This window comes from Claveliimonas monacensis, from assembly GCF_014982975.1.
Classification (GTDB): Bacteria; Bacillota; Clostridia; order Lachnospirales; family Lachnospiraceae; genus Claveliimonas; species Claveliimonas monacensis.
This window is the reverse complement of record NZ_JADCKL010000010.1, coordinates 1-20,179: the sequence shown is the minus strand read 5'-3', so window position 1 is coordinate 20,179 and position 20,179 is coordinate 1. Positions and strand designations below refer to the sequence as shown.

The window sequence follows — 20,179 nt, the reverse complement described above, 5'->3', positions numbered from 1 at the left end:
AAGGAAGCGCGAGTATGCCCCAGTATGAACAGATGACAGATGAACAGCTGATACGCAGGCTCCGGGAGGGAGACCGGGCGATCACGGACTACCTGATGGAGAAATATAAAGGACTTGTAAAGAAGGAAGCCAAAGCCATGTATCTCCTGGGAGGAGAGAACGATGATCTGATCCAGGAGGGAATGATAGGCCTTTTCAAAGCAGTCCAGGATTATGACCTGGAGCAGGAGGCGTCTTTTTACAGTTTTGCCAGGCTGTGCGTGAGAAGACAGCTCTACACGGCCATAGAGGCGTCCAGGAGAAAGAAGCACAGTCCCCTGAATTCTTATATATCCTTCTACGAGAAGGAGAACCCGGAGGAGGGGGAGGGTGCCAAGCTGATGGACACCATCCAGGCCGGCCGGGAGAGCGATCCGGAGCAGGCCTTTCTGGGCAAGGAGAATGCAAGAAGGATCGAGGAGGAGCTGGAGGGCGCTCTGAGCGATCTGGAGAGGAGGGTCCTCTACCTGCATCTCATGGGAACAGACTACCGGACCATCGCCAGACTGCTGGATAAAAGTCCCAAGACAGTGGACAATGCGATCCAGAGGATCAAGGCTAAGACAGAGAAGATCATACAGAACGAGCAGGAGAAAGATTGACAGACAGCCCGAAGTATGATATTTTATTAATCAATCTGGTATAAATCTGACAAATACCGGGAAATGCGTAAAAGAAAGGTGTGATTACATACATGGACGATGACAGTGACACTGAAAGGTGCAAGTGCTTTCAGATGACAGTGTGTGCGTCATATTTGTGTGCGCGGGAAAAAAAGAATCCATGTGGTATCATGAATAGATAGGGGTATAGCCTGCAGGCACGCATCAGTTGAGATGCGGGGCCTGTGGGTTATACCCTTTTGCCATATGTTTTATGTTTGAATGATTAATCAGGAGGAGTAAGAAAAGAATGGTTGGACCATTGATTTTACAGGTTGTGCTGATAGCGCTCAACGCTATCTTCGCAAGCGCGGAGATCGCCGTGATCTCCATGAATGAGACAAAACTGAAAAAAATGGCGGAGGACGGAGACAGGAGAGCCCGCCATCTCTACACATTGACAGAGCAGCCTGCCAAATTTCTTTCCACGATCCAGGTGGCCATCACACTGGCCGGACAGCTGGGAAGTGCCTTTGCGGCGGACAGCTTTTCGGGACCTCTCTCAGACTGGATCATCAGCATGGGAGTGGATGTGCCGGAGCGGGTCGTGCGGACGGTTGCCCTTGTTGTCATCACAGTCATACTGGCCTACTTCAGCCTTGTGTTCGGCGAGCTAGTGCCAAAGCGTATCGCCATGAAGAAGTCGGAGCAGCTCTCCCTTTTGCTGTCCGGTCTTCTGTACGGGGTGTCCAAGGCGTTCGCCCCCCTTGTGTTCCTGCTGACCAAATCCACCAACGGAGTGCTTCGTCTCCTGCACATCAACCCGGAGGAAGAGGAGGAGCAGGTGACGGAGGAGGAGATCCGCATGCTCCTTATGGAGGGAAATGCCCAGGGGAATATCGACAGCGAGGAGAGCGAGATGATCCGCAATGTATTCGAGTTTGACGATATTTCCGTGGAACAGATCTGCACCCACAGGGTGGACATGGACTGCCTGTATCTGGACGAGGATATGAAGGAGTGGGAGACGGTCATCCACTCCACCAGACACACCCATTATCCGGTGTGCAAGGAAAATCAGGAAGACATTGTGGGCGTGCTGGACACGAAAGACTATTTCCGGCTTGAGGACAAGAGCCGTGAAAACATTATGGCAAATGCCATGGAGAAAGCCTATTTTGTGCCGGATACCATGAAGGCCAACACGCTGTTCCAGAATATGAAGAAGAAGAGGATCTACTTTGCTGTGCTGGTGGACGAGTACGGCGGTGTCAGCGGCATCATCACCCTCCACGACTTGATGGAGTCCCTTGTTGGAGACCTCTACGAGCCGGACGAGGAGGAAGAACCTGATGATATTGTGAAGATCTCTGATAACCAGTGGCGCATCCAGGGAGGCGCGGATGTGGAGGATGTGGCGGAGGAGCTGCGGATCGAGCTCCCCTCACAGGACTACGATACGTTTGGCGGCTACGTCTGCGGCGTCATAGACCGGATCCCGGAGGATGGAGAGACCTTTGTGTGCAGCACGGACGACCTGGAGATCCGTGTTCTGGCTGTGGAGAACCACCGGATCAAGGAAGCGGTTGTGTGGAAGAAGGAAAAAGAGGAAGAGGACTCCCAGGAGAGAAAATAAGACCGGGGACAAGACTTTTGCAGGGGTCAGCAGGGCATCCGGAGAATGAGCGGATGCCCCGCCGACTTTTGAGGCAGAAACCGATGCTGTGTTTTTTTAAAAAGTCATTGACAAGTCCGTCTTAATATTGTATATTGTTCATGTTGCTTACGAAATATATGCTGCCTTGGCTCAGTAGGTAGAGCGTCGCCTTGGTAAGGCGGAGGTCGGCGGTTCAAGTCCGCTAGGCAGCTTTTTCCATTAAATGGAGTTCATATGATTGAATGGGGCATTAGCGCAGTTGGGAGCGCGCCACACTGGCAGTGTGGAGGTCACGGGTTCAAGTCCCGTATGCTCCATTTTTTTTGTGCCAAAATTTAAGAATTTCTTTACTTTTCTTAAGTATTCTTTGCTCCTCTTGTGGTTCCTGTCGAATCAGGCTATACTCTGTCGAAGATAAAGTATGTCTGGGGAGGATAAGCAGGACCGATGAACAGGAAGAGGAACAGCATAGGAACAGAGTTGAGGGGGCGTATGCACAGGAGGAGACGGAGGAGTCTTGCGGTCAGGCTGCTGGTGGCTGCGGCCATCCTGTTCACCTGTGCCGGAGCCGCGGGGGCTGTCTTTGCCCTGTCCGGCTTTGGGCGGCGTGCCAGGATACAGATTTCGACGTCGGACCGGGAGGTCTATGTAGGAGAGGAGCAGCCGCCCCTGCTCGCGGAGGTCACCTCGGACACGGAAAGGTACAATAAGAGGATACGCCTGGACAAAAAGAAGAAGCTCACGGCAGAGGAGCTGGTGAGCCGGCTGGAGAAAGGGGAGGGGATTTCCCTTGTGTGCGATGCGGACCTGTCCATGGAGGGAACTTATCCTGTGCGGATCGAGCTGGACGGAGAGCTGAAGGAAAAGCTGGGGAAGGACTGGAGAAAGAAAGTACAGCTCCAGGTGCGGGAAGGCACACTGACGGTCAAGAACCCGGTGGGCAGGTGGAAGGATGAAAGATTTCAGCGCTACGACGGTTCCTGGGTCACGGACGGATTTGTCACCTGGCAGAAAAAGAGCTACTATTTTGACTCCGCCGGGGAGAAAGCGGTTGGCTGGCGGGAAATTGCCGGGGCCAGGTACTTCTTTGACGACAGCGGCGCCATGGAGGCCGGCCAGTGGAAGGACGGGGAGGACGGCAGATATTACCTGGGAGAGGACGGCCGCGCGCTCACCGGCTGGCAGGAGATAGAGGGGAGCAGGTACTATTTTGACCAGAAGGGAAAGATGGCCGTGGGGGATGTCTACATGGGCCTCTCCCTCTATTCCTTTGGCGGGGACGGGAAATTCCTCTCCGTGAAGGAGAGCATGGTGGATCCCTCCCGGCCCATGGTGGCGCTCACCTTTGACGACGGTCCGGGAAAGCGGACGGGGGAAATACTGGATCAGCTGAAAAAGTACGGCGCCCACGCCACCTTTTTCATGCTGGGGGAGAAGGTCTCCTCCTATCCGGAGCTGGTAAAGCGGATGAAGGACACAGGATGCGAGCTGGGGAACCACTCTTATGACCACGCGGATCTGACTAAGCTGGACGCGGGGGCCGTGTCCTCCCAGGTCCAGAGGACGAACGACAGGATACGGGAGGCGGCCGGGACCTCCGCCACAGTCATGCGCCCGCCCTACGGGGCCATCAACAGCACCGTGTCCGGGAATGTGGGCATGCCCATGATCCTGTGGAACATTGACACGCTGGACTGGAATACAAGGGATGCCAAAAAGACGGTGGACACGGTTATGAGCTCTGTGGACGATGGCGACATTATCCTGATGCACGATATACATACAGAGTCTGTGGATGCGGCCCTGGAGCTCATACCAAAGCTCCAGGAGGCGGGCTATCAGCTTGTGACGGTGTCAGAGCTGGCGGCGGCAAAGAACACAGCCCTTGTGAACGGAAAGAGTTACACGGATTTTTAGCAGGGCTTAAAGGAAGACCTTGTGTCTTGTGCTTGTGGATTGACGGGAAGTATGGTAAGATATTCTTCATGACCAGAGGAATTATTGTTATCAGGAGGTTGACATGGGAGAAGAAGTGGTTTCTAAAAATTTTATTGAGCAGGAGATCGACAAAGATCTCAGAGAGGGAGTGTACGACAATGTGTGCACCAGATTCCCGCCGGAGCCAAACGGGTATCTCCACATCGGACATGCCAAGTCCATCCTTTTAAATTACGGGCTGGCGAAGAAGTACGGCGGAAAATTCCACCTGCGCTTCGACGACACAAACCCCATGAAAGAAGATATGGAGTTTGTGGAGTCCATCAAGGCAGATGTGCAGTGGCTGGGTGCAGAGTATGGGGAACATCTGTACTTTGCCTCTGATTATTTTGACATCATGTACGAGTGCGCGGTGAAGCTGATCAAAAAGGGGAAGGCCTATGTCTGTGACCTGAGCCCGGAGGAGATAAGGCAGTACAGAGGAACCCTCACAGAGCCCGGAAAGAACAGCCCTTACAGGGATCGCTCTGTGGAGGAGAACCTGGCCCTGTTTGAGGCTATGAAGAACGGGGAGTACAAAGATGGGGAGAAAGTGCTGCGCGCCAAGATCGACATGGCGTCGCCCAACATCAACATGCGCGACCCCATCATCTACCGAGTAGCCCATATGACCCACCACAATACAGGGGACAAGTGGTGCATCTACCCCATGTATGATTTCGCTCACCCGATCGAGGACGCAGTGGAGAAGATCACCCACTCTATCTGTACGCTGGAATTTGAGGATCACAGACCACTCTACGACTGGGTGGTAAGAGAGTGTGAGTTTGACCCGGCGCCCCGCCAGATTGAGTTTGCCAAGCTCTACCTGACCAACGTGGTGACTGGCAAGCGCTACATCAAGAAGCTGGTGCAGGAGGGCATTGTGGACGGATGGGATGATCCCCGCCTTGTGTCTATCGCGGCGCTGCGAAGGAGAGGATTTACGCCGGAGTCCATCAAGATGTTTGTGGAGATGTGCGGTGTGTCCAAGAGCCAGAGCTCTGTGGACTATGCGATGCTGGAGTACTGCATCCGTGAGGATCTGAAGATGAAACGTCCCCGCATGATGGCCGTGCTGGATCCCATCAAGCTGGTGATTGACAACTATCCGGAGGGAGAAAGAGAGTACCTGGATGTAGCCAATAACCTGGAGAACGAAGAACTGGGAATGCGCCAGCTTCCTTTTGAGCGGGAGCTGTACATCGAGCGGGAGGATTTCATGATCGAGCCCCCGAAGAAGTATTTCCGCCTCTTCCCGGGTAATGAGGTGCGCCTGATGCACGCTTATTTCGTAAAGTGCGTGAGCTATGAGACTGACGAGGAGGGCAATGTGACTGTGGTCCATGCCACCTACGACCCGGAGACAAAGGCCGGCTCCGGCTTTACAGGAAGAAAGGTCAAAGGTACTATTCACTGGGTACCGGCCTCCTGCGCACAGAAGGCGGAAGTGCGCCTCTATGAGAACCTGATCGACGAGGAGAAGGGTGTGTACAACAAGGAGGATGGTTCCCTGAATCTGAATCCGCACTCCCTGGAAATCCGGAAAAACTGTTATGTGGAGCCCAGCTTCCAGGATGCGAAGGCCTACGACAGCTTCCAGTTTGTGAGAAACGGCTACTTCTGTATCGACGCCAGGGATTCAGAGCCTGATGCCCTTGTGTTCAACCGTATCGTCTCCCTGAAGAGCTCTTTCAAGCTGCCTAAATAAGCCTGCCATGAACGAACTGACGATCCATCTGCAGCCCCACAGCGGCACGTCCCTGTACGAGCAGATTTACGGTTATATCAAAGAGAATATAAGGACGGGCCGGATCTCCTGCGGGGAGAAACTGCCTTCCACCCGCTCCCTGTGCCGCTATCTGGAGGTCAGCAGGAGCACGGTGGAGATGGCCTATGAACAGCTTTTGTCAGAGGGGTATATCGAGGCGGTCCCTTGCAGAGGGTATTTTGTGGCCCAGGTGGAGGACCTATGGCATCTGGAGACGGCTCCTGCCAGAGATGAGAAGGCAGGGCCTAAGGAGAAGAAGAGACAAGCGTACCGGTTTGACTTTACCCCCAATGGAGTAGATCTGAACAGTTTTCCCTACAATATCTGGAGGAAGCTGTCCCGGGAAGTGCTGCTGGACGACAGGACAGAGCTGTTCCGGCTGGGGGATCCCCAGGGGGAATATGCGTTCCGCAGAGCCATATGCAGCTATCTCTACCAGGCAAGAGGGGTGAGCTGTACGCCCAGGCAGGTGATCGTGGGTGCCGGCAGCGACTATCTGCTCATGCTTCTTAGTTCTCTGCTTGGGCGGGATCATGTGATCGCTGTGGAGAACCCTACCTACAAACAGGCATACCGGCTTTTTTGCAGCCTGGACTTTCAGGTCTGCCCGATCCGGATGGACAAAAGGGGAATGGACACCCGGCTTTTGGAGGAGGCAGGGGCGGACATTGCCTATGTGACCCCCTCCCACCAGTATCCCACAGGGATCGTCATGCCCATCAAACGGCGGATGGAGCTGCTTGCCTGGGCCGAGGCGGGCAGGGGAAGATACATTGTAGAGGATGATTACGACAGTGAATTCCGATACAAGGGCAAGCCTATCCCGGCGCTGCAGGGATTTGACGCCAGGGGGAAAGTCATATACCTGGGAACCTTTTCCAAGTCCATCGCCCCCGCCATCCGTCTCAGCTATATGGTCCTTCCGGAGACGCTGTGCGAAGAGTATGAAAGGAAACTGGGATTTATCAATTCCACTGTGTCCAAGGTGGATCAGCTCATCATGTGCCGCTTTCTTGAAGAAGGATACTATGAGCGGCATCTCAACAAGACCCGTGCTCTGTACAGGGGCAGGCACGACCAGCTCATAGCGGGGCTGAAGCCCCTTGCGGATACATGCAGGATATCCGGCGAGAATGCGGGAGTCCATCTTCTTCTCCACTTTGATGACGGCAGATCGGAGAGGGAGCTGATCGAGAAGGCGTCGGCCTGCGATATAAGGGTGTACGGCATGTCGGACTACATCGTGGGAGAACCTGGCAGGGAAGCGGTTATCCTGCTGGGCTACGCCAATATGCCGGAAGATAAGATCAAAGAGGCCTGCAGTATCCTTTGCAGGATATGGAAAAAATAGAAAAAAGAGAAATCTTTACGAAAAAGCGGGAACCCGCCTGTGGAGATCTTTGCAGATCATCCGGGGGGTTCCCGCTTCTGTTATGCCTGTTTTGACAGGACGTTTTATGCGTCTTTTTTATCCTCGTCTGCGGATGGTTCTGCAGTGGCCTCTTCCTCCGCGTCCGTCTCCCCGGCATCGCTGCCGCCCTTGGGAGGTGTGTTGAGGGGCACATACTCCCTGTCGCCTACAGGCTTCAGGTCGTTGTCGAGATCAAAATCCTCATCCTCAAAATCATCCATATCGTCATCTGTGTTATCTGAAGAAGATTTTTTCAGATAATAGTAAAGTCCGGCAGCGGCGCTTCCTACAGCAGCCAGACCAAGCACGCGTTTTATCCATTTAGACATATCCATGACTCCTTTCTGCAGACTGCGTGTATGATATGATACATTGTAATACTTTTGAACAAAAAAAGAAAGGGGAAACATGCAAATACTGGCGAAATTCAGGGCATGCGTCCGGTTGTAGAGGGCAGGAAAGTGTGTTACACTATATTGCGTCAGACAAGATAAGGAGGACTTTATGGGAAAGAACGAACCGGGAAAGGCGAAATCAGGACTTTCCAGGATCATATTCAGCCGTACAGGATTTATTCTTCTTCTGATCCTGATACAGCTTGGACTTTTTATAGTGACAACCAATCTGCTACAGTCATACGCACTGTTTATCAACGGTACGCTCAGGGTAGTAGGAGTCGTGGTGCTGATCTACATCATCAACGCAGAGGGCAACCCCGCGTTCAAGATGACGTGGATGCTCTGCGTCATGGCTTTTCCTGCAGTGGGCACATTGTTTTATATATATGTGAAGAGTCAGGTGGGCGTCCGCTGGATGGGAAAGAGGCTGGCAACCCTGAAGATAGAGACAGATCCCTATATGATGCAGGATATGGACGTGGTGGACGCTCTGCGTGCCAGCAAGCCGGCCAATGCCAACCTGGCCTACTATCTGGCCCACCACATGGGATTCCCCACATACCGCAACACGGAGGTGACCTACTTCCCTCTTGGGGAGGATAAATTTGATGCGCTGGTTCCTGAGCTGAAAAAAGCGCGGAAATACATTTTCATGGAATATTTTATCGTGGAGAAGGGATATATGTGGGACACCATCCTGAAGATCCTCGTGCAGAAGGCCAGGGAGGGAGTGGAAGTGCGGTTCATGTACGACGGCACCTGCGCCATCTCCAATCTTCCCTACGAGTATCCCCAGGAGCTGGAGCGAAAAGGGATCCGGTGCAAGATGATGAACCCCATCAGGCCTTTCCTGTCTACGGTGCAGAACAACAGGGATCACCGCAAGATCTGCGTGATCGACGGGAGAGTGGGCTTCACAGGCGGCATCAATCTGGGAGATGAGTACATCAACCGGAAAGAGCGCTTCGGACACTGGAAGGATACAGCTGTCATGCTGAAGGGGGACGCGGTCCAGAGCCTCACCATGCTCTTCTTGCAGATGTGGAATGTGGACGAGAAAGAGGAGGGGCACTATACCCGCTATCTCACGCCGAGACGCCAGGGGCTCAGGCGGGAGCTGGGGTACGTGCTGCCCTACGGAGACAGCCCCTTTGACAATGAAAATGTGGGGGAGGAAGTATATTTCCATATACTGAATCACGCGAAAAAGTACGTGCATATTATGACCCCTTATCTCATTTTGGACAACGAGATGATCACCACCCTGACAAGGACGGCCAAGAGCGGCATCGAGGTGATCATCATCATGCCCCACATCCCGGACAAGTGGTATGCCTTCGTGGTGGCCAAGACCTACTACCGGGAACTGATCCGCGCGGGCGTGCAGATCTACGAGTACAAGCCGGGGTTTGTCCACGCCAAAGTTTTCGTGTCAGACGATGACACGGCCACCGTGGGCACCATCAACCTGGACTACAGGAGCCTTTACCTGCATTTCGAGTGCGGGGTGTTCATCTATAACAATTCCGTGGTGGACCGGGTGGAGAGAGATTTCCAGGAGACGCTTATGAAGTGCCACAAGGTGAGCCTTGTGGAGCTGCGTAACAGGAGTCTGTTCTCCAAGATCACAGGACAGGTGCTCAGGCTCTTTGCTCCCCTTATGTAGGTGGCTTCGGGAAAATAGTATTGTACATTGAGGGGAAAATATAGTATAATGCATATGGCTGTTTGTGAGCCAGTAATGTAAATGATACACAGGAGGAATGGATATGGTAAAAGCAGTAGTAGGTGCCAACTGGGGCGATGAAGGTAAGGGAAAGATTACCGACATGCTTGGCGAGAGCGCGGATATAATCATCCGCTTTCAGGGAGGCGCCAATGCAGGACACACCATCATAAATGACTATGGCAAATTTGCGCTGCACACACTGCCTTCCGGCGTGTTCTACAGTCACACGACAAGTATTATCGGCAACGGAGTTGCTCTGGACATTCCGCGCCTTTTCGGTGAGATCCAGTCCATCGTGGAAAAGGGAGTTCCCATGCCAAAGATCCTTGTGTCCGACAGGGCGCAGATCGTGATGTCCTACCACAAAAATTTTGATGCGTACGAGGAGGAGAGGCTGGGCGGAAAATCCTTCGGATCCACAAAGTCCGGGATCGCTCCTTTCTACTCAGACAAATATGCCAAGATCGGCTTCCAGGTAAGTGAGCTTTTCGATGACGAGCTGCTGAAAGAGAAGACGGTCCGCGTTGCAGAGCAGAAAAACGTACTGCTGGAACATCTGTACCATAAGCCATTGATCGATCCTGCTGACCTTTATAAAGAACTGAAAGAATACAAAGAGATGATCGAACCCTATGTGTGTGATGTGTCTCTCTTCCTTTACAATGCGCTGAAGGAAGGAAAGGAGATCCTTCTCGAGGGACAGCTTGGCTCCCTGAAGGATCCGGATCACGGCATCTACCCCATGGTCACATCATCCTCCACACTGGCAGGTTACGGCGCCATCGGAGCCGGCATCCCGCCTTACGAGATCAAACAGGTCATCACTGTCTGCAAGGCATACTCCAGCGCAGTGGGAGCAGGCGCTTTTGTCAGTGAGATCTTCGGCGAGGAGGCAGATGAACTGAGAAGACGCGGAGGAGACGGCGGAGAGTTCGGCGCCACGACAGGACGTCCGAGGCGTATGGGATGGTTTGACTGTGTTGCTTCCAGGTACGGATGCAGGCTGCAGGGAACCACGGACGTGGCGTTCACAGTTCTGGACGTGCTGGGATACCTGGATGAGATCCCTGTCTGCGTAGGTTACGAGATCGATGGAAAAGTGACAAAAGACTTCCCCACCACACATCTTCTGGAGAAAGCAAAACCGGTTCTTGAGACGCTGCCGGGATGGAAATGTGATATCCGGGGCATCAAGAAGTACGAGGATCTCCCGGAGAACTGCCGGAATTACATCGAGTTTATCGAGAAGGAGATCGGCTATCCGATTACTATGATCTCCAACGGACCGGGAAGAAAAGATATTATCTACAGAAATAAATAGCAGGTTCGCGAAGGAGCAGCCTCAAAAAGATGTTATGTTTTGCCCCCCCACAGGTCAATGCCTGTGGGGCTTTTTTACTTATTTTGCAGTTGACAGGGCGCGCTGCACTGTGGTATTCTTTTAGAGAAATGATTTAGTGCTTTAAAGCGTTACGGTTTAAAGTGATGTAGAAAAAAGGAAGTGCAGAGAAAAGGAGGAAACAAAAATGATCATCAAGCTTACGATCCTGCTGTTGTTTTTTGTGGTAATGGTGGCAGTGGGGATCTATGCCAGAAGACATGCAGGCAGTGTGGACGGATTTGTGCTGGGAGGGCGGTCAGTGGGACCGTGGCTGACAGCTTTCGCCTACGGAACCTCCTATTTCTCAGCAGTCGTGTTTGTGGGGTATGCCGGACAGTTCGGGTGGAAATACGGCCTCGCCTCCACCTGGATCGGGATAGGAAACGCGGTCATTGGCAGCCTTCTCGCCTGGGTCATCCTGGGGAGGCGGACACGGGTCATGAGCCAGCACCTTGGCTCCAGGACCATGCCGGACTTTTTCGGGGAGAGATACGGGAGCCGGGAACTGAAGATTGCGGCGTCCGCCATTGTATTTATCTTTCTTGTACCTTACACGGCGTCCATCTACAACGGGCTTTCCAGGCTTTTCGGGATGGCTTTCAACATTCCCTACCATTGGTGCGTTATCCTCATGGCAGTGATCACAGCCGTGTACGTCATCCTGGGAGGCTACATGGCCACAGCCATCAATGACTTTATACAGGGGATCATCATGTTGGCCGGCATTGTGGCAGTCATTGCGGCAGTGCTGGCAGGACAGGGAGGTTTCATGGAGGCAGTGGGAAAGATGGCCCAGATTCCAAGTGACGTGGAAGTGACGATGGGGCAGCCCGGCGCCTTCACCTCCTTCTTTGGACCGGACCCGCTGAATCTGCTGGGTGTGGTGATCCTGACTTCCCTGGGGACGTGGGGACTGCCCCAGATGATCCACAAGTTCTACACCATCCGGGATGAGAAGTCCATTCAGACCGGCACCATTATCTCCACAGTGTTCGCTATCATCGTGTCCGGCGGATGCTACTTCCTGGGAGGCTTTGGCAGGCTCTTTGATTCGCCGGAGATCTACGGGACAGACGGATCGGTTGTGTACGACAGTATTATCCCCTTTATGCTGTCAGGGCTTCCGGACATTCTGGTGGGCATTGTGGTGATCCTTGTGCTGTCCGCGTCCATGTCTACCCTGTCTTCCCTGGTTCTTACGTCCAGCTCCACGCTGACGTTGGATTTCCTGAAGGATACGGTGATGAAGAAGATGAGCGAGAGAGGGCAGATCATAGTCATGCAGCTTCTGATCGTGTTCTTTATCCTCCTGTCTGTTGTGCTGGCTCTGGATCCCCCGGCCTTTATCGCGCAGCTCATGGGAATTTCCTGGGGCGCTCTGGCAGGTGCGTTCCTGGCGCCCTTCCTGTATGGCCTGTACTGGAAGCGGACGACAAGGCTGTCTGTGTGGGCCAGTTTTGCGGCAGGGATAGGCATTACTGTGTCCAACATGCTCATAGGATATATTGACTCGCCTATCAATGCAGGTGCGCTGGCGATGGTGGCAGGCATGATCATTGTGCCGGTGGTAAGCCTTTTGACACCCAAGCCCTCCGGAGAACATATTGACAGGATCTTTGCCTGCTATGACGAGACGGTTGTTATAAAGAAAAAGCATTCTCTCGAGGAGGAGTGACAATATTTTTTTAAGAAATTCCTTACTTTTATTTTAGCTTCTCTCCATACAGAAGACACATTTGTGAAGTATAGTAACAGCATAGCAGAAAAAGTCATAAAAACAGAAGACCGGCAATATAATAATAAAGCCGGGAAATCGGAGTATGGAGTATAAATAAATAGAAGTGGAGGTATGCAGCATGAGAAACAGCGAGAGAAAAGACATCAGCCAGGAAGCAATTTCCATGGAAGAGTACTTAAATAAGAGACAGAAGATAAAAGAGGCGCAGCAGAGTAGAAAAGGTCAGGTAAAAGAAAAAAGCCCGGCCTGGATGTGGGCCGGACTTTACGTCTGATCACTGCCGGGATCTTCTTCCCCTGCCAGATCCGTCATATCTTCACAGGCGCTCTCCTCGCCGGAGGCCGGGCGGCTGTTCCGGATGTTCCTGTACACGAGTGTGTAGGCGTACAGAAGGACAGGGATGATAAAGGTACATGCAATGGAGGCTTTTAGAAGACCCATTGTCTGTGAATGGTCAGTGATGGCGAAGAAGAGCGTGCTGCCGTACATGGCGAGGAGAAGAACAGCCCCGCAGGCTGCCAGGATCCGCCTGATCTTTTCCATATGAGAAGACTCCTTTCAGAAACATATTGCTGTATTCCAGTATTATATAGGGAAACAGTTAAAAAATCAAATCCATCCTCTTTGAAAATCGGGGAAAATAGTATATAATAGGGCTTGCACAGAAAAAAACCTGCGCAGGCAGGAGCACAAAGGAGTATAAAAATGAGTACATTACTGGAACAGTGGCGGGCTACCGCTTACAATGAGAAGGCAGACAGAGGCCAGCTTCAGAAGTTCTGGGCTTCCTATTTCCAGATCGAGAAGGAGATCTATGAGAAACTGCTCTCCAACCCGGAGGAGGAAGTCCGCGGCACAGTCAAAGAGCTGGCAGACAGATTCGGACACAGCGTTATGACGATGGTGGGCTTTCTGGATGGCATTGACGAGAGCCTGAAGGTGCCAAACCCCATTGAGACCATGGACGAGGACACACAGGTAAACCTTGTGTACGACAAAGCCCTGTTATATAAGAACATGGTGGCCGCCAAGGCTGACTGGCTTTACAATCTTCCCCAGTGGGATGCTATTTTCACCGAGGAGGAGAGAAAGGCTCTCTACAAAGAGCAGAAGGAGTCAGGCACGATCCGCAAGCCGAAGAAGATCGGGCGCAATGATCCCTGCCCCTGCGGAAGCGGAAAGAAATACAAACACTGCTGCGGAAGATAAGATGATACTGGCAGCAGCGGTTTTCTGTCTGGCATATTATCTGATCATCTGTATGGCGATGGGAAAGTGGAAATCTACCTTTGCCTGGTTCTGGCCAGGGGCCGGGGCCGTGTGTCTTCTGGGACATGCGGCCGCCCTTGCGGGGCCTTCCTGGCTGGAACTGGCAGTGGAGAGTTCTTTTTCCATTGCCCTTTTTGTATTTGCGGTGGTGGAGATGCGGATCCTTCTGGGGATGCGCCCGGATCGGGAGGCAGACTGTCCCTTTATCATCGTCCTCGGGGCCCATATCCAGGGAACGAAAGTGACAGGCTCCCTGAGCCGCCGCCTGGAGGCGGCGGTCACTTATCTGGAGTCTCATCCAGGTACGGCGGTGATCGTGTCCGGCGGCATGGGAAAAGGGGAGGCGATCACCGAGGCGGGGGCGATGGAGGCGTATCTGCGGGCAAGAGGGATCAGTCCGGAGCGGATCCTAAAGGAGGACCGTTCTACGTCCACCAGGGAGAACTTTGCCTTCTCCAGCGCCTTCATACCGGACAAGACAGAGCCGGTTGGAGTTGTGACTAACAACTTCCACATGTACAGGGCTAAGGAGTATGCCAGGAGAACAGGTTATAAAAATCCCCGGGCCATCCCGGCTTCCAGCAGCGCAGTACTGTTCCTTAACTATGCGGTAAGAGAGTTCTTTGCGGTCTGGAAGATGTGGATTTTCAGATAAAGGAGAGAAATGATGAAGAATATGTACGACTGCTACACGTTAAACAACGGAGTGAAAAATCCCTGCCTTGGCTACGGCACCTACAAGGCGGCGGACGGTAAGAGCGCGGATATAATAGAAATGGCCATTGAAGCCGGGTACCGGTATTTTGACACGGCCTCCTTCTACGGAACGGAGGAGTACCTGGCGGAGGCCATACGCAGAAGCGGCGTCCCGAGGAAGGAATTCTTTATCACGTCAAAGGCGTGGAAGACCCAGATGGGATATGAGAATGTTAAAAAAGCATTCCGGCAGTCTCTGGAGATGCTGGAGACAGATTACCTGGATCTCTATCTGATCCACTGGCCCCTGCCTGAGGAAGGATACGAGGACTGGAAACAGCTGGACAAAGAGACATGGAAGGGGCTGGAGGAACTGTACGAGGAGGGAAAGGTCAGAGCCATCGGCGTGAGCAACTTCCTTCCCCACCACATCGATAACCTGCTGGAGGACTGCCGTGTCCGTCCGGCGGTGGACCAGATCGAGTTCCACCCCGGCTATACCCAGGAGATGACGGTCCGGTACTGTCAGGAGAAGGGGATCCTGGTACAGGCCTGGAGCCCCATTGGAAGGAGAGCCCTCCTGGACAATGAGATGCTGCAGGAGATGGCGGGCCGCTACGGCGTCTCTGTGGCGCAGCTGTGTATCCGCTATGCCATCCAGCGGGGCGTTGTGCCCCTGCCTAAGTCCTCCGCCATGGAGAGGATGAAGCAGAATCAGGATGTGTTCGGGTTTGAGATAGAAGAGGAGGATATGTACAGGCTGGGGACCATACCTCAGACCGGCTGGTCGGGGCAGCATCCGGACACCGGATCCATAAGAGGGAGTGAGAGATAATGAGAGAGATACAGAAATACATACATAAAGTGCAGTACTATGAGACGGATCAGATGAGAGTCGTTCATCACTCCAACTATATCCGGTGGTTTGAAGAGGCCAGGGTCGACCTTATGGAGCAGATGGGCATGGGGTATGACCGGATGGAGGAGCTGGGGATAGCCAGCCCCGTCCTGGGCGTAGAGGCGGACTATCTGCGTATGGTCCGCTTTGGGGACACCGTGTCCATCCGAACCAGGATGAAGGAGTACAACGGCATCAAGCTGACCCTGGAGTATGAGGTGACAGATGAGAACACCGGCATGGTCCACTGCCGGGGGCTGACAAAGCATTGTTTTTTAAATGAAAAGGGGCGCCCTGTATCCTTGAAGAAAGACTATCCCGACATCCATGCGCTCTTTGTGGGAGTCATGGGACAGGAGAAGTAAAAGCCAGAATATTTTTCAAAAAAGTGCAGATACTATTTCCGATAAACGGATAAAGGAGGTAGTATCAATGCCAGAATTGAAGTGCACAGTGCAGACTTGCATGCACAACCAGAATTACTACTGTACCCTGGACAAGATCCAGGTGGGAGGAAACTCTGCAAAAAGAGCGGACGAGACCTGCTGTGACAGTTTCCAGGAGAGAGGAAACGCCCAGACAAATGCATCCGGCAGCTCCTACAGCAATTCCTACAGCGGAGCATCCGGCATGGGAATGACTGACAGCGCGGCAAGCGCTTCAGCCTGCAGCTGTGTGGACTGCCAGGCCGTTCAGTGCAAGTACAACGACAACTGCCAGTGCCATGCCGGAAAGATCAGCGTGGAGGGCGGAAATGCCAGTCAGAGCAGTCAGACAGAGTGCGCCACATTTACCTGCTGAGACGAATAAGATCAGTGCGGATAGAAGACGACGCGCACAGGATAACAGAACAGGAAAGAGAGAGGAAGGACAGCATACAGCAATGTCCTTCCTTTCTTCGTTGCTTTTTCAGAAGGGCATTGATATAATGATTTATATGCGCAGAATGGAAAAGGAATGATGGATATGACAGAGAAGGAGACAGAAAGAGAGAACAAGGACAGGGCAAGGAGCGGCAGGGGGACATCCTGGATCCGGCAGCAGTTCGGCAGGGGAATTACCTATTTCCTCGTGGTGGCAGCCGGCATCATGTTTTATTTTGCGCTGCTCCGGGCCACCAATCTGACGGATGTGATGTGGACAGTAGTAGATGTGCTGAAGCCGATCCTGTACGGGCTCGTCATCGCCTACCTGCTGAATCCTATTGTAAAGCAGGTGGACCGCTATCTCGTCCCCGCACTGAAGAGGAAAATGAAAAATGACGAGAAGGCGGAGAAGTTCTCACGGGCAGCCGGGATCGCCCTGGCGGTGGTGTTCCTGCTCTTTCTGATCGCGGCCCTGTTTAATATGCTGATACCGGAGCTGTACAAGAGTATCCGGGACCTGATCATGACCCTGCCGGGGCAGCTGAACGGTCTGGGAAAACAGCTGAACCGGATCTACGCTGATGATTCAGCCATCGGGGATATCATAAAGCGGGCACTCAGTGAAGGAACAGACATGCTGCAGAACTGGCTGCGCACAGACCTTCTGGCCCGGATCAACGACCTGATGGCCAGCCTGACAGAGGGAGTGATCAGATTCCTCAGCGAAGTCTTTAACGCACTGATCGGCATCATCGTCTCGGTGTATGTGCTGTTCAGCAAAGAGAAATTTGTGTCCCAGACAAAGAAGACCGTCTACGCGGCATTTTCCAGCAGGAACGCCAACGCTATCCTTCACCTGACAAGAAAGAGCAACGAGATCTTCGGAGGGTTTATCATCGGGAAGATCATCGACTCCGCCATCATCGGAGTGCTGTGCTTTATCGGCATTTCCATACTCAAGATGCCGTATGTGGTGCTGGTCAGCGTGATCGTGGGCGTGACCAATGTGATCCCGTTTTTCGGCCCCTACATAGGAGCGATCCCATCAGCCCTCCTGATCATGCTCGCAGATCCGCTGAAGGGTGTGTATTTTATTATCTTTATCTTTCTTCTGCAGCAGCTGGACGGCAATTTCATTGGACCTAAGATCCTTGGAAACAGCACAGGGCTTTCCGCTTTCTGGGTTATTTTCTCCATCCTTCTGGGAGGTGGACTGTTCGGATTCCCGGGAATGCTCATGGGTGTGCCCACCTTTGCAGTGATCTACTATATCATCCAGAGTATTGTCAACAGGCGGCTGGAGAAAAAAGATCTCCCTGTTCAGTCTGACTATTATGATGAGCTGAGCTATGTGGACGATGAAGGCACCTATATACACAGAGACAAGGCTCCCCGGGACGACGGGGAAGCAGAAGAGAAGACAGGCCCAGACAAACCATAGCAGATAAAAGTTAAAGGAGAAGAGACTATGCCAATTCGAGTACAGAATGACCTGCCAGCAAAAGAGATATTGGAGCAGGAGAATATATTTGTGATGGACGATCACCGTGCCACCCACCAGGATATCAGGCCCATCCGCATCGGGCTTCTGAATCTGATGCCGCTCAAGGAGGACACAGAGCTTCAGATCCTGCGGTCCTTGTCCAACACACCTCTGCAGATAGACGTGGTGTTCATCAACGTGTCCAGCCACGAGTCCAAGAACACCTCCACCAGCCATCTGAATAAATTCTATCTGCCCTTTAATGAGGTAAAGGACCAGAAATTTGACGGATTTATCATTACCGGCGCCCCGGTGGAGCAGATGCCCTTTGAGGAAGTGGACTACTGGGAGGAACTGACCCAGATCATGGAGTGGACGAAGACCAATGTGACCTCCACCCTTCACCTGTGCTGGGGAGCCCAGGCAGCCCTCTACTACCACTACGGGATCAACAAAGTGCCCCTGGAGAAAAAGCTGTTCGGCGTCTTCAGCCACAAAGTGCTGAATCGGAAGATCCCCCTGGTGAGAGGGTTTGACGATGTCTTTCTGGCGCCTCACTCCAGGCACACAGATGTACCGGCGGAGAAGATCCGGCAGGACGGAAGGATCACCATCCTGGCAGAGTCCAAAAAGGCAGGTGCCTTCCTCTCCATGGCCCAGGATGGCCGGCAGATCTTTGTCATGGGGCATCCGGAGTACGACAGGGTTACGCTGGACGGGGAGTACAAGAGGGATCTTGCCAAGGGACTGCCCATTGAGATCCCGGAGAACTATTACCCGGACAATGATCCCCAGAACAGGCCGCTTCTGACATGGAGGGCCCACGGGAACAATCTGTACACAAACTGGCTGAATTACTACGTGTACCAGGTGACGCCCTACAATATGATCGGGACACCCTTCTAAAAGACCGGATTTTCGAGGATGTAAAAGGATAGAGCAATATTCAAAACATACGGGGCCGGACAGCGGTAAAAAGCGGTCCGGCCCCGTTCTATATCGTCCGGTGTCCGTCAGGCAAGCAGCTCTGCCAGGCACTTCATCAGCCGGTCGTTGTCCTTTGGCAGCATGACGCAGAAGCGGATGTACTCTCCTGGCAGGCTCTCGAAGGAGGAGCAGTCCCGGATCATCATGCCCTGGCGGATGGCCGCCTCGAAGACCTGGAAGGAGGAGAGTCCCTCTTTCAGGATCCGCACCAGGATAAAGTTGGCGTAGGGGGCGTAGACCCGGGCATGGCGGAAACCGGAGAGGATCTCAGTCAGGCGGGTGCGCTCAGAGTCTATGAGCTGCCAGGTCTTCTCAATGTAGCCGGCATCCTGCAGCATCAGCTCTCCCGCCAGAGCAGCAATGCTGCTGACGCTCCATGGGTTCTGGTGGATCTTGAGTGACGCGAGAAAGTCCTGGTTTCCAGTGACCCCGTAGCCCAGGCGAAGCCCCGGAGCCGCAAAGAATTTGGACACGCCCCGGATGACCATGAGATTGTCAAAGCGAAGAGTCAGAGGGATGGCCGTGATCAGGCGCGGATCCGGGGCGAACTCGGCGTAAGTCTCATCCACCATGACGAAGATGTCCCGCTCCCGGCAGGCGCTGACAAGAGATGTGAGATCGTCCCGGCTGATGGCGGAGGAGGTGGGATTGTTGGGGTTGCACAGGATGACAAGATCTGTGTCTTCCGGGAGAAAGCGCAGCAGATCCGCGGTGTCCGGCAAAAAGCCGTCCTCCTCCTTCAGGTTGTAGGCGGTGACCAGCCCTCCGGTCAGGGCCAGTTCCCGCTGGTATTCTGAGTAGGTGGGGCCGATGACCACGGCATGGCGGGCCCGGCGCTGGCTGATGAGCAGAGAGATCAGCTCTGTGGAGCCGTTCCCCACGGCGACAAAGGAGGCAGGGATCTGACAGTAGTCGGAGATGGCGGCTTTCAGGGAAACATAGTCCCGGTCAGGATAGCGGCTGATGACATCCAGATTTTCTGCCAGAGCTTTTTTGACAGAGGGGGACAGCCCCAGAGGATTGACATTGGCTCCAAAGCTTATGATGTCCTCCTTTTTGATATGGTAATATGCCTCGATCTGTTCCAGATCACTGCCGTGGAAGGCGGGGCGGTTCGTGTTTTTCATACGTATTCCTCCATATTTCTCGTGGTAGTGTCCAAAACTACCATGCTTTTTATTGGTTAAAGTTACGTTTTACCTTGATCTTTTGGAGGTTTGCAAATAAAAAGAGCATTGACCTCCCTTTTCGTGTATAATGTCATCGACCAAAACAAC

The 20,179-nt window shown here is 53.1% G+C and carries 19 protein-coding genes and 2 tRNA genes; 18 read left to right on the top strand and 3 right to left on the bottom strand.

The features are described from left to right. The first annotated feature begins 14 nt into the window (after positions 1-14). The 7 genes from INF30_RS11125 to pdxR all read left to right on the top strand — a co-directional run bounded on the left by INF30_RS11125 (position 15) and on the right by pdxR (position 7,397). Positions 15-641, top strand: coding sequence for a sigma-70 family RNA polymerase sigma factor (locus INF30_RS11125; RefSeq protein WP_076777193.1), 627 nt, complete (start codon positions 15-17; stop codon positions 639-641). Between the two features lie 310 nt (positions 642-951). After that, entirely contained in the window at positions 952-2,277 is a 1,326-nt protein-coding gene (locus INF30_RS11120; protein WP_076777194.1) for a hemolysin family protein, read from the top strand. Positions 2,278-2,437: 160 nt separating this feature from the next. Further along, positions 2,438-2,510: transfer RNA gene (locus INF30_RS11115), tRNA-Thr, on the top strand. A 32-nt stretch (positions 2,511-2,542) separates the two neighbouring features. Further along, positions 2,543-2,615: transfer RNA gene (locus INF30_RS11110), tRNA-Ala, on the top strand. A gap of 130 nt (positions 2,616-2,745) precedes the next feature. Continuing rightward, positions 2,746-4,215: a polysaccharide deacetylase family protein gene (locus INF30_RS11105; protein ID WP_226395220.1), complete on the top strand. Its 1,470-nt coding sequence runs from the start codon at positions 2,746-2,748 to the stop codon at positions 4,213-4,215. A 103-nt stretch (positions 4,216-4,318) separates the two neighbouring features. Then, a complete protein-coding gene (locus INF30_RS11100) occupies positions 4,319-5,986 on the top strand; it encodes a glutamine--tRNA ligase/YqeY domain fusion protein (protein WP_226395219.1) in 1,668 nt (555 codons plus the stop codon). A 7-nt stretch (positions 5,987-5,993) separates the two neighbouring features. Continuing rightward, positions 5,994-7,397, top strand: coding sequence for a MocR-like pyridoxine biosynthesis transcription factor PdxR (gene pdxR / locus INF30_RS11095; protein WP_226395218.1), 1,404 nt, complete (start codon positions 5,994-5,996; stop codon positions 7,395-7,397). A 104-nt stretch (positions 7,398-7,501) separates the two neighbouring features. On the opposite strand, the gene INF30_RS11090 is transcribed toward pdxR, so the two are convergent. Then, positions 7,502-7,786, bottom strand: a complete 285-nt coding sequence (locus INF30_RS11090; protein WP_226395217.1) for a hypothetical protein — start codon at positions 7,784-7,786, stop codon at positions 7,502-7,504. A 175-nt stretch (positions 7,787-7,961) separates the two neighbouring features. Here INF30_RS11090 and cls point away from each other — a divergent pair, with 175 nt between their 5' ends. From cls to INF30_RS11070, 4 genes are all read left to right on the top strand, one after another. Next, on the top strand, positions 7,962-9,521 hold the full coding sequence (cls, locus tag INF30_RS11085; protein WP_226395216.1) for a cardiolipin synthase: 1,560 nt from the start codon (positions 7,962-7,964) through the stop codon (positions 9,519-9,521). 103 nt (positions 9,522-9,624) lie between these two features. Next, positions 9,625-10,905 (top strand): adenylosuccinate synthase, encoded by a 1,281-nt coding sequence (locus INF30_RS11080; protein ID WP_076777200.1) that lies wholly within the window; start codon positions 9,625-9,627, stop codon positions 10,903-10,905. Between the two features lie 205 nt (positions 10,906-11,110). After that, positions 11,111-12,640: a sodium:solute symporter family protein gene (locus INF30_RS11075; RefSeq protein WP_226395215.1), complete on the top strand. Its 1,530-nt coding sequence runs from the start codon at positions 11,111-11,113 to the stop codon at positions 12,638-12,640. Between the two features lie 181 nt (positions 12,641-12,821). Then, the gene (locus tag INF30_RS11070) at positions 12,822-12,977 is read left to right on the top strand and encodes a hypothetical protein (RefSeq protein WP_173829252.1); all 156 of its coding nucleotides are present in this window, start codon (positions 12,822-12,824) and stop codon (positions 12,975-12,977) included. Here the strand turns inward: INF30_RS11070 and INF30_RS11065 are convergent. After that, positions 12,968-13,246 carry a hypothetical protein gene (locus INF30_RS11065; RefSeq protein WP_226395214.1) on the bottom strand — a complete coding sequence of 93 codons (279 nt, stop codon included), beginning with the start codon at positions 13,244-13,246 and terminating at the stop codon, positions 12,968-12,970. The genes INF30_RS11070 and INF30_RS11065 overlap by 10 nt on opposite strands. A gap of 162 nt (positions 13,247-13,408) precedes the next feature. On the opposite strand from INF30_RS11065, the gene INF30_RS11060 reads away from it, so the two are divergent. From INF30_RS11060 to metA, 7 genes are all read left to right on the top strand, one after another. Continuing rightward, positions 13,409-13,912, top strand: coding sequence for an SEC-C metal-binding domain-containing protein (locus INF30_RS11060; protein ID WP_076777203.1), 504 nt, complete (start codon positions 13,409-13,411; stop codon positions 13,910-13,912). A gap of 1 nt (position 13,913) precedes the next feature. Further along, positions 13,914-14,627 carry a YdcF family protein gene (locus INF30_RS11055; RefSeq protein ID WP_076780788.1) on the top strand — a complete coding sequence of 238 codons (714 nt, stop codon included), beginning with the start codon at positions 13,914-13,916 and terminating at the stop codon, positions 14,625-14,627. Positions 14,628-14,636: 9 nt separating this feature from the next. Beyond that, on the top strand, positions 14,637-15,503 hold the full coding sequence (locus tag INF30_RS11050) for an aldo/keto reductase (protein ID WP_330601316.1): 867 nt from the start codon (positions 14,637-14,639) through the stop codon (positions 15,501-15,503). Continuing rightward, positions 15,503-15,931 (top strand): acyl-CoA thioesterase, encoded by a 429-nt coding sequence (locus tag INF30_RS11045; RefSeq protein ID WP_076777205.1) that lies wholly within the window; start codon positions 15,503-15,505, stop codon positions 15,929-15,931. The genes INF30_RS11050 and INF30_RS11045 overlap by 1 nt, the downstream gene beginning before the upstream one ends. 67 nt (positions 15,932-15,998) lie before the next feature. Next, complete coding sequence (locus tag INF30_RS11040; protein ID WP_226395213.1) at positions 15,999-16,367, top strand: DUF1540 domain-containing protein; 369 nt, start codon at positions 15,999-16,001, stop codon at positions 16,365-16,367. Positions 16,368-16,532: 165 nt separating this feature from the next. Continuing rightward, positions 16,533-17,873, top strand: a complete 1,341-nt coding sequence (locus tag INF30_RS11035; protein WP_330601315.1) for an AI-2E family transporter — start codon at positions 16,533-16,535, stop codon at positions 17,871-17,873. A gap of 27 nt (positions 17,874-17,900) precedes the next feature. Then, positions 17,901-18,821 carry a homoserine O-acetyltransferase MetA gene (gene metA, locus INF30_RS11030; protein ID WP_076777208.1) on the top strand — a complete coding sequence of 307 codons (921 nt, stop codon included), beginning with the start codon at positions 17,901-17,903 and terminating at the stop codon, positions 18,819-18,821. A gap of 107 nt (positions 18,822-18,928) precedes the next feature. Here the strand turns inward: metA and INF30_RS11025 are convergent, their stop codons facing one another. Next, positions 18,929-20,029 (bottom strand): pyridoxal phosphate-dependent aminotransferase, encoded by a 1,101-nt coding sequence (locus INF30_RS11025; RefSeq protein WP_226395211.1) that lies wholly within the window; start codon positions 20,027-20,029, stop codon positions 18,929-18,931. Positions 20,030-20,179: the final 150 nt, after the last annotated feature.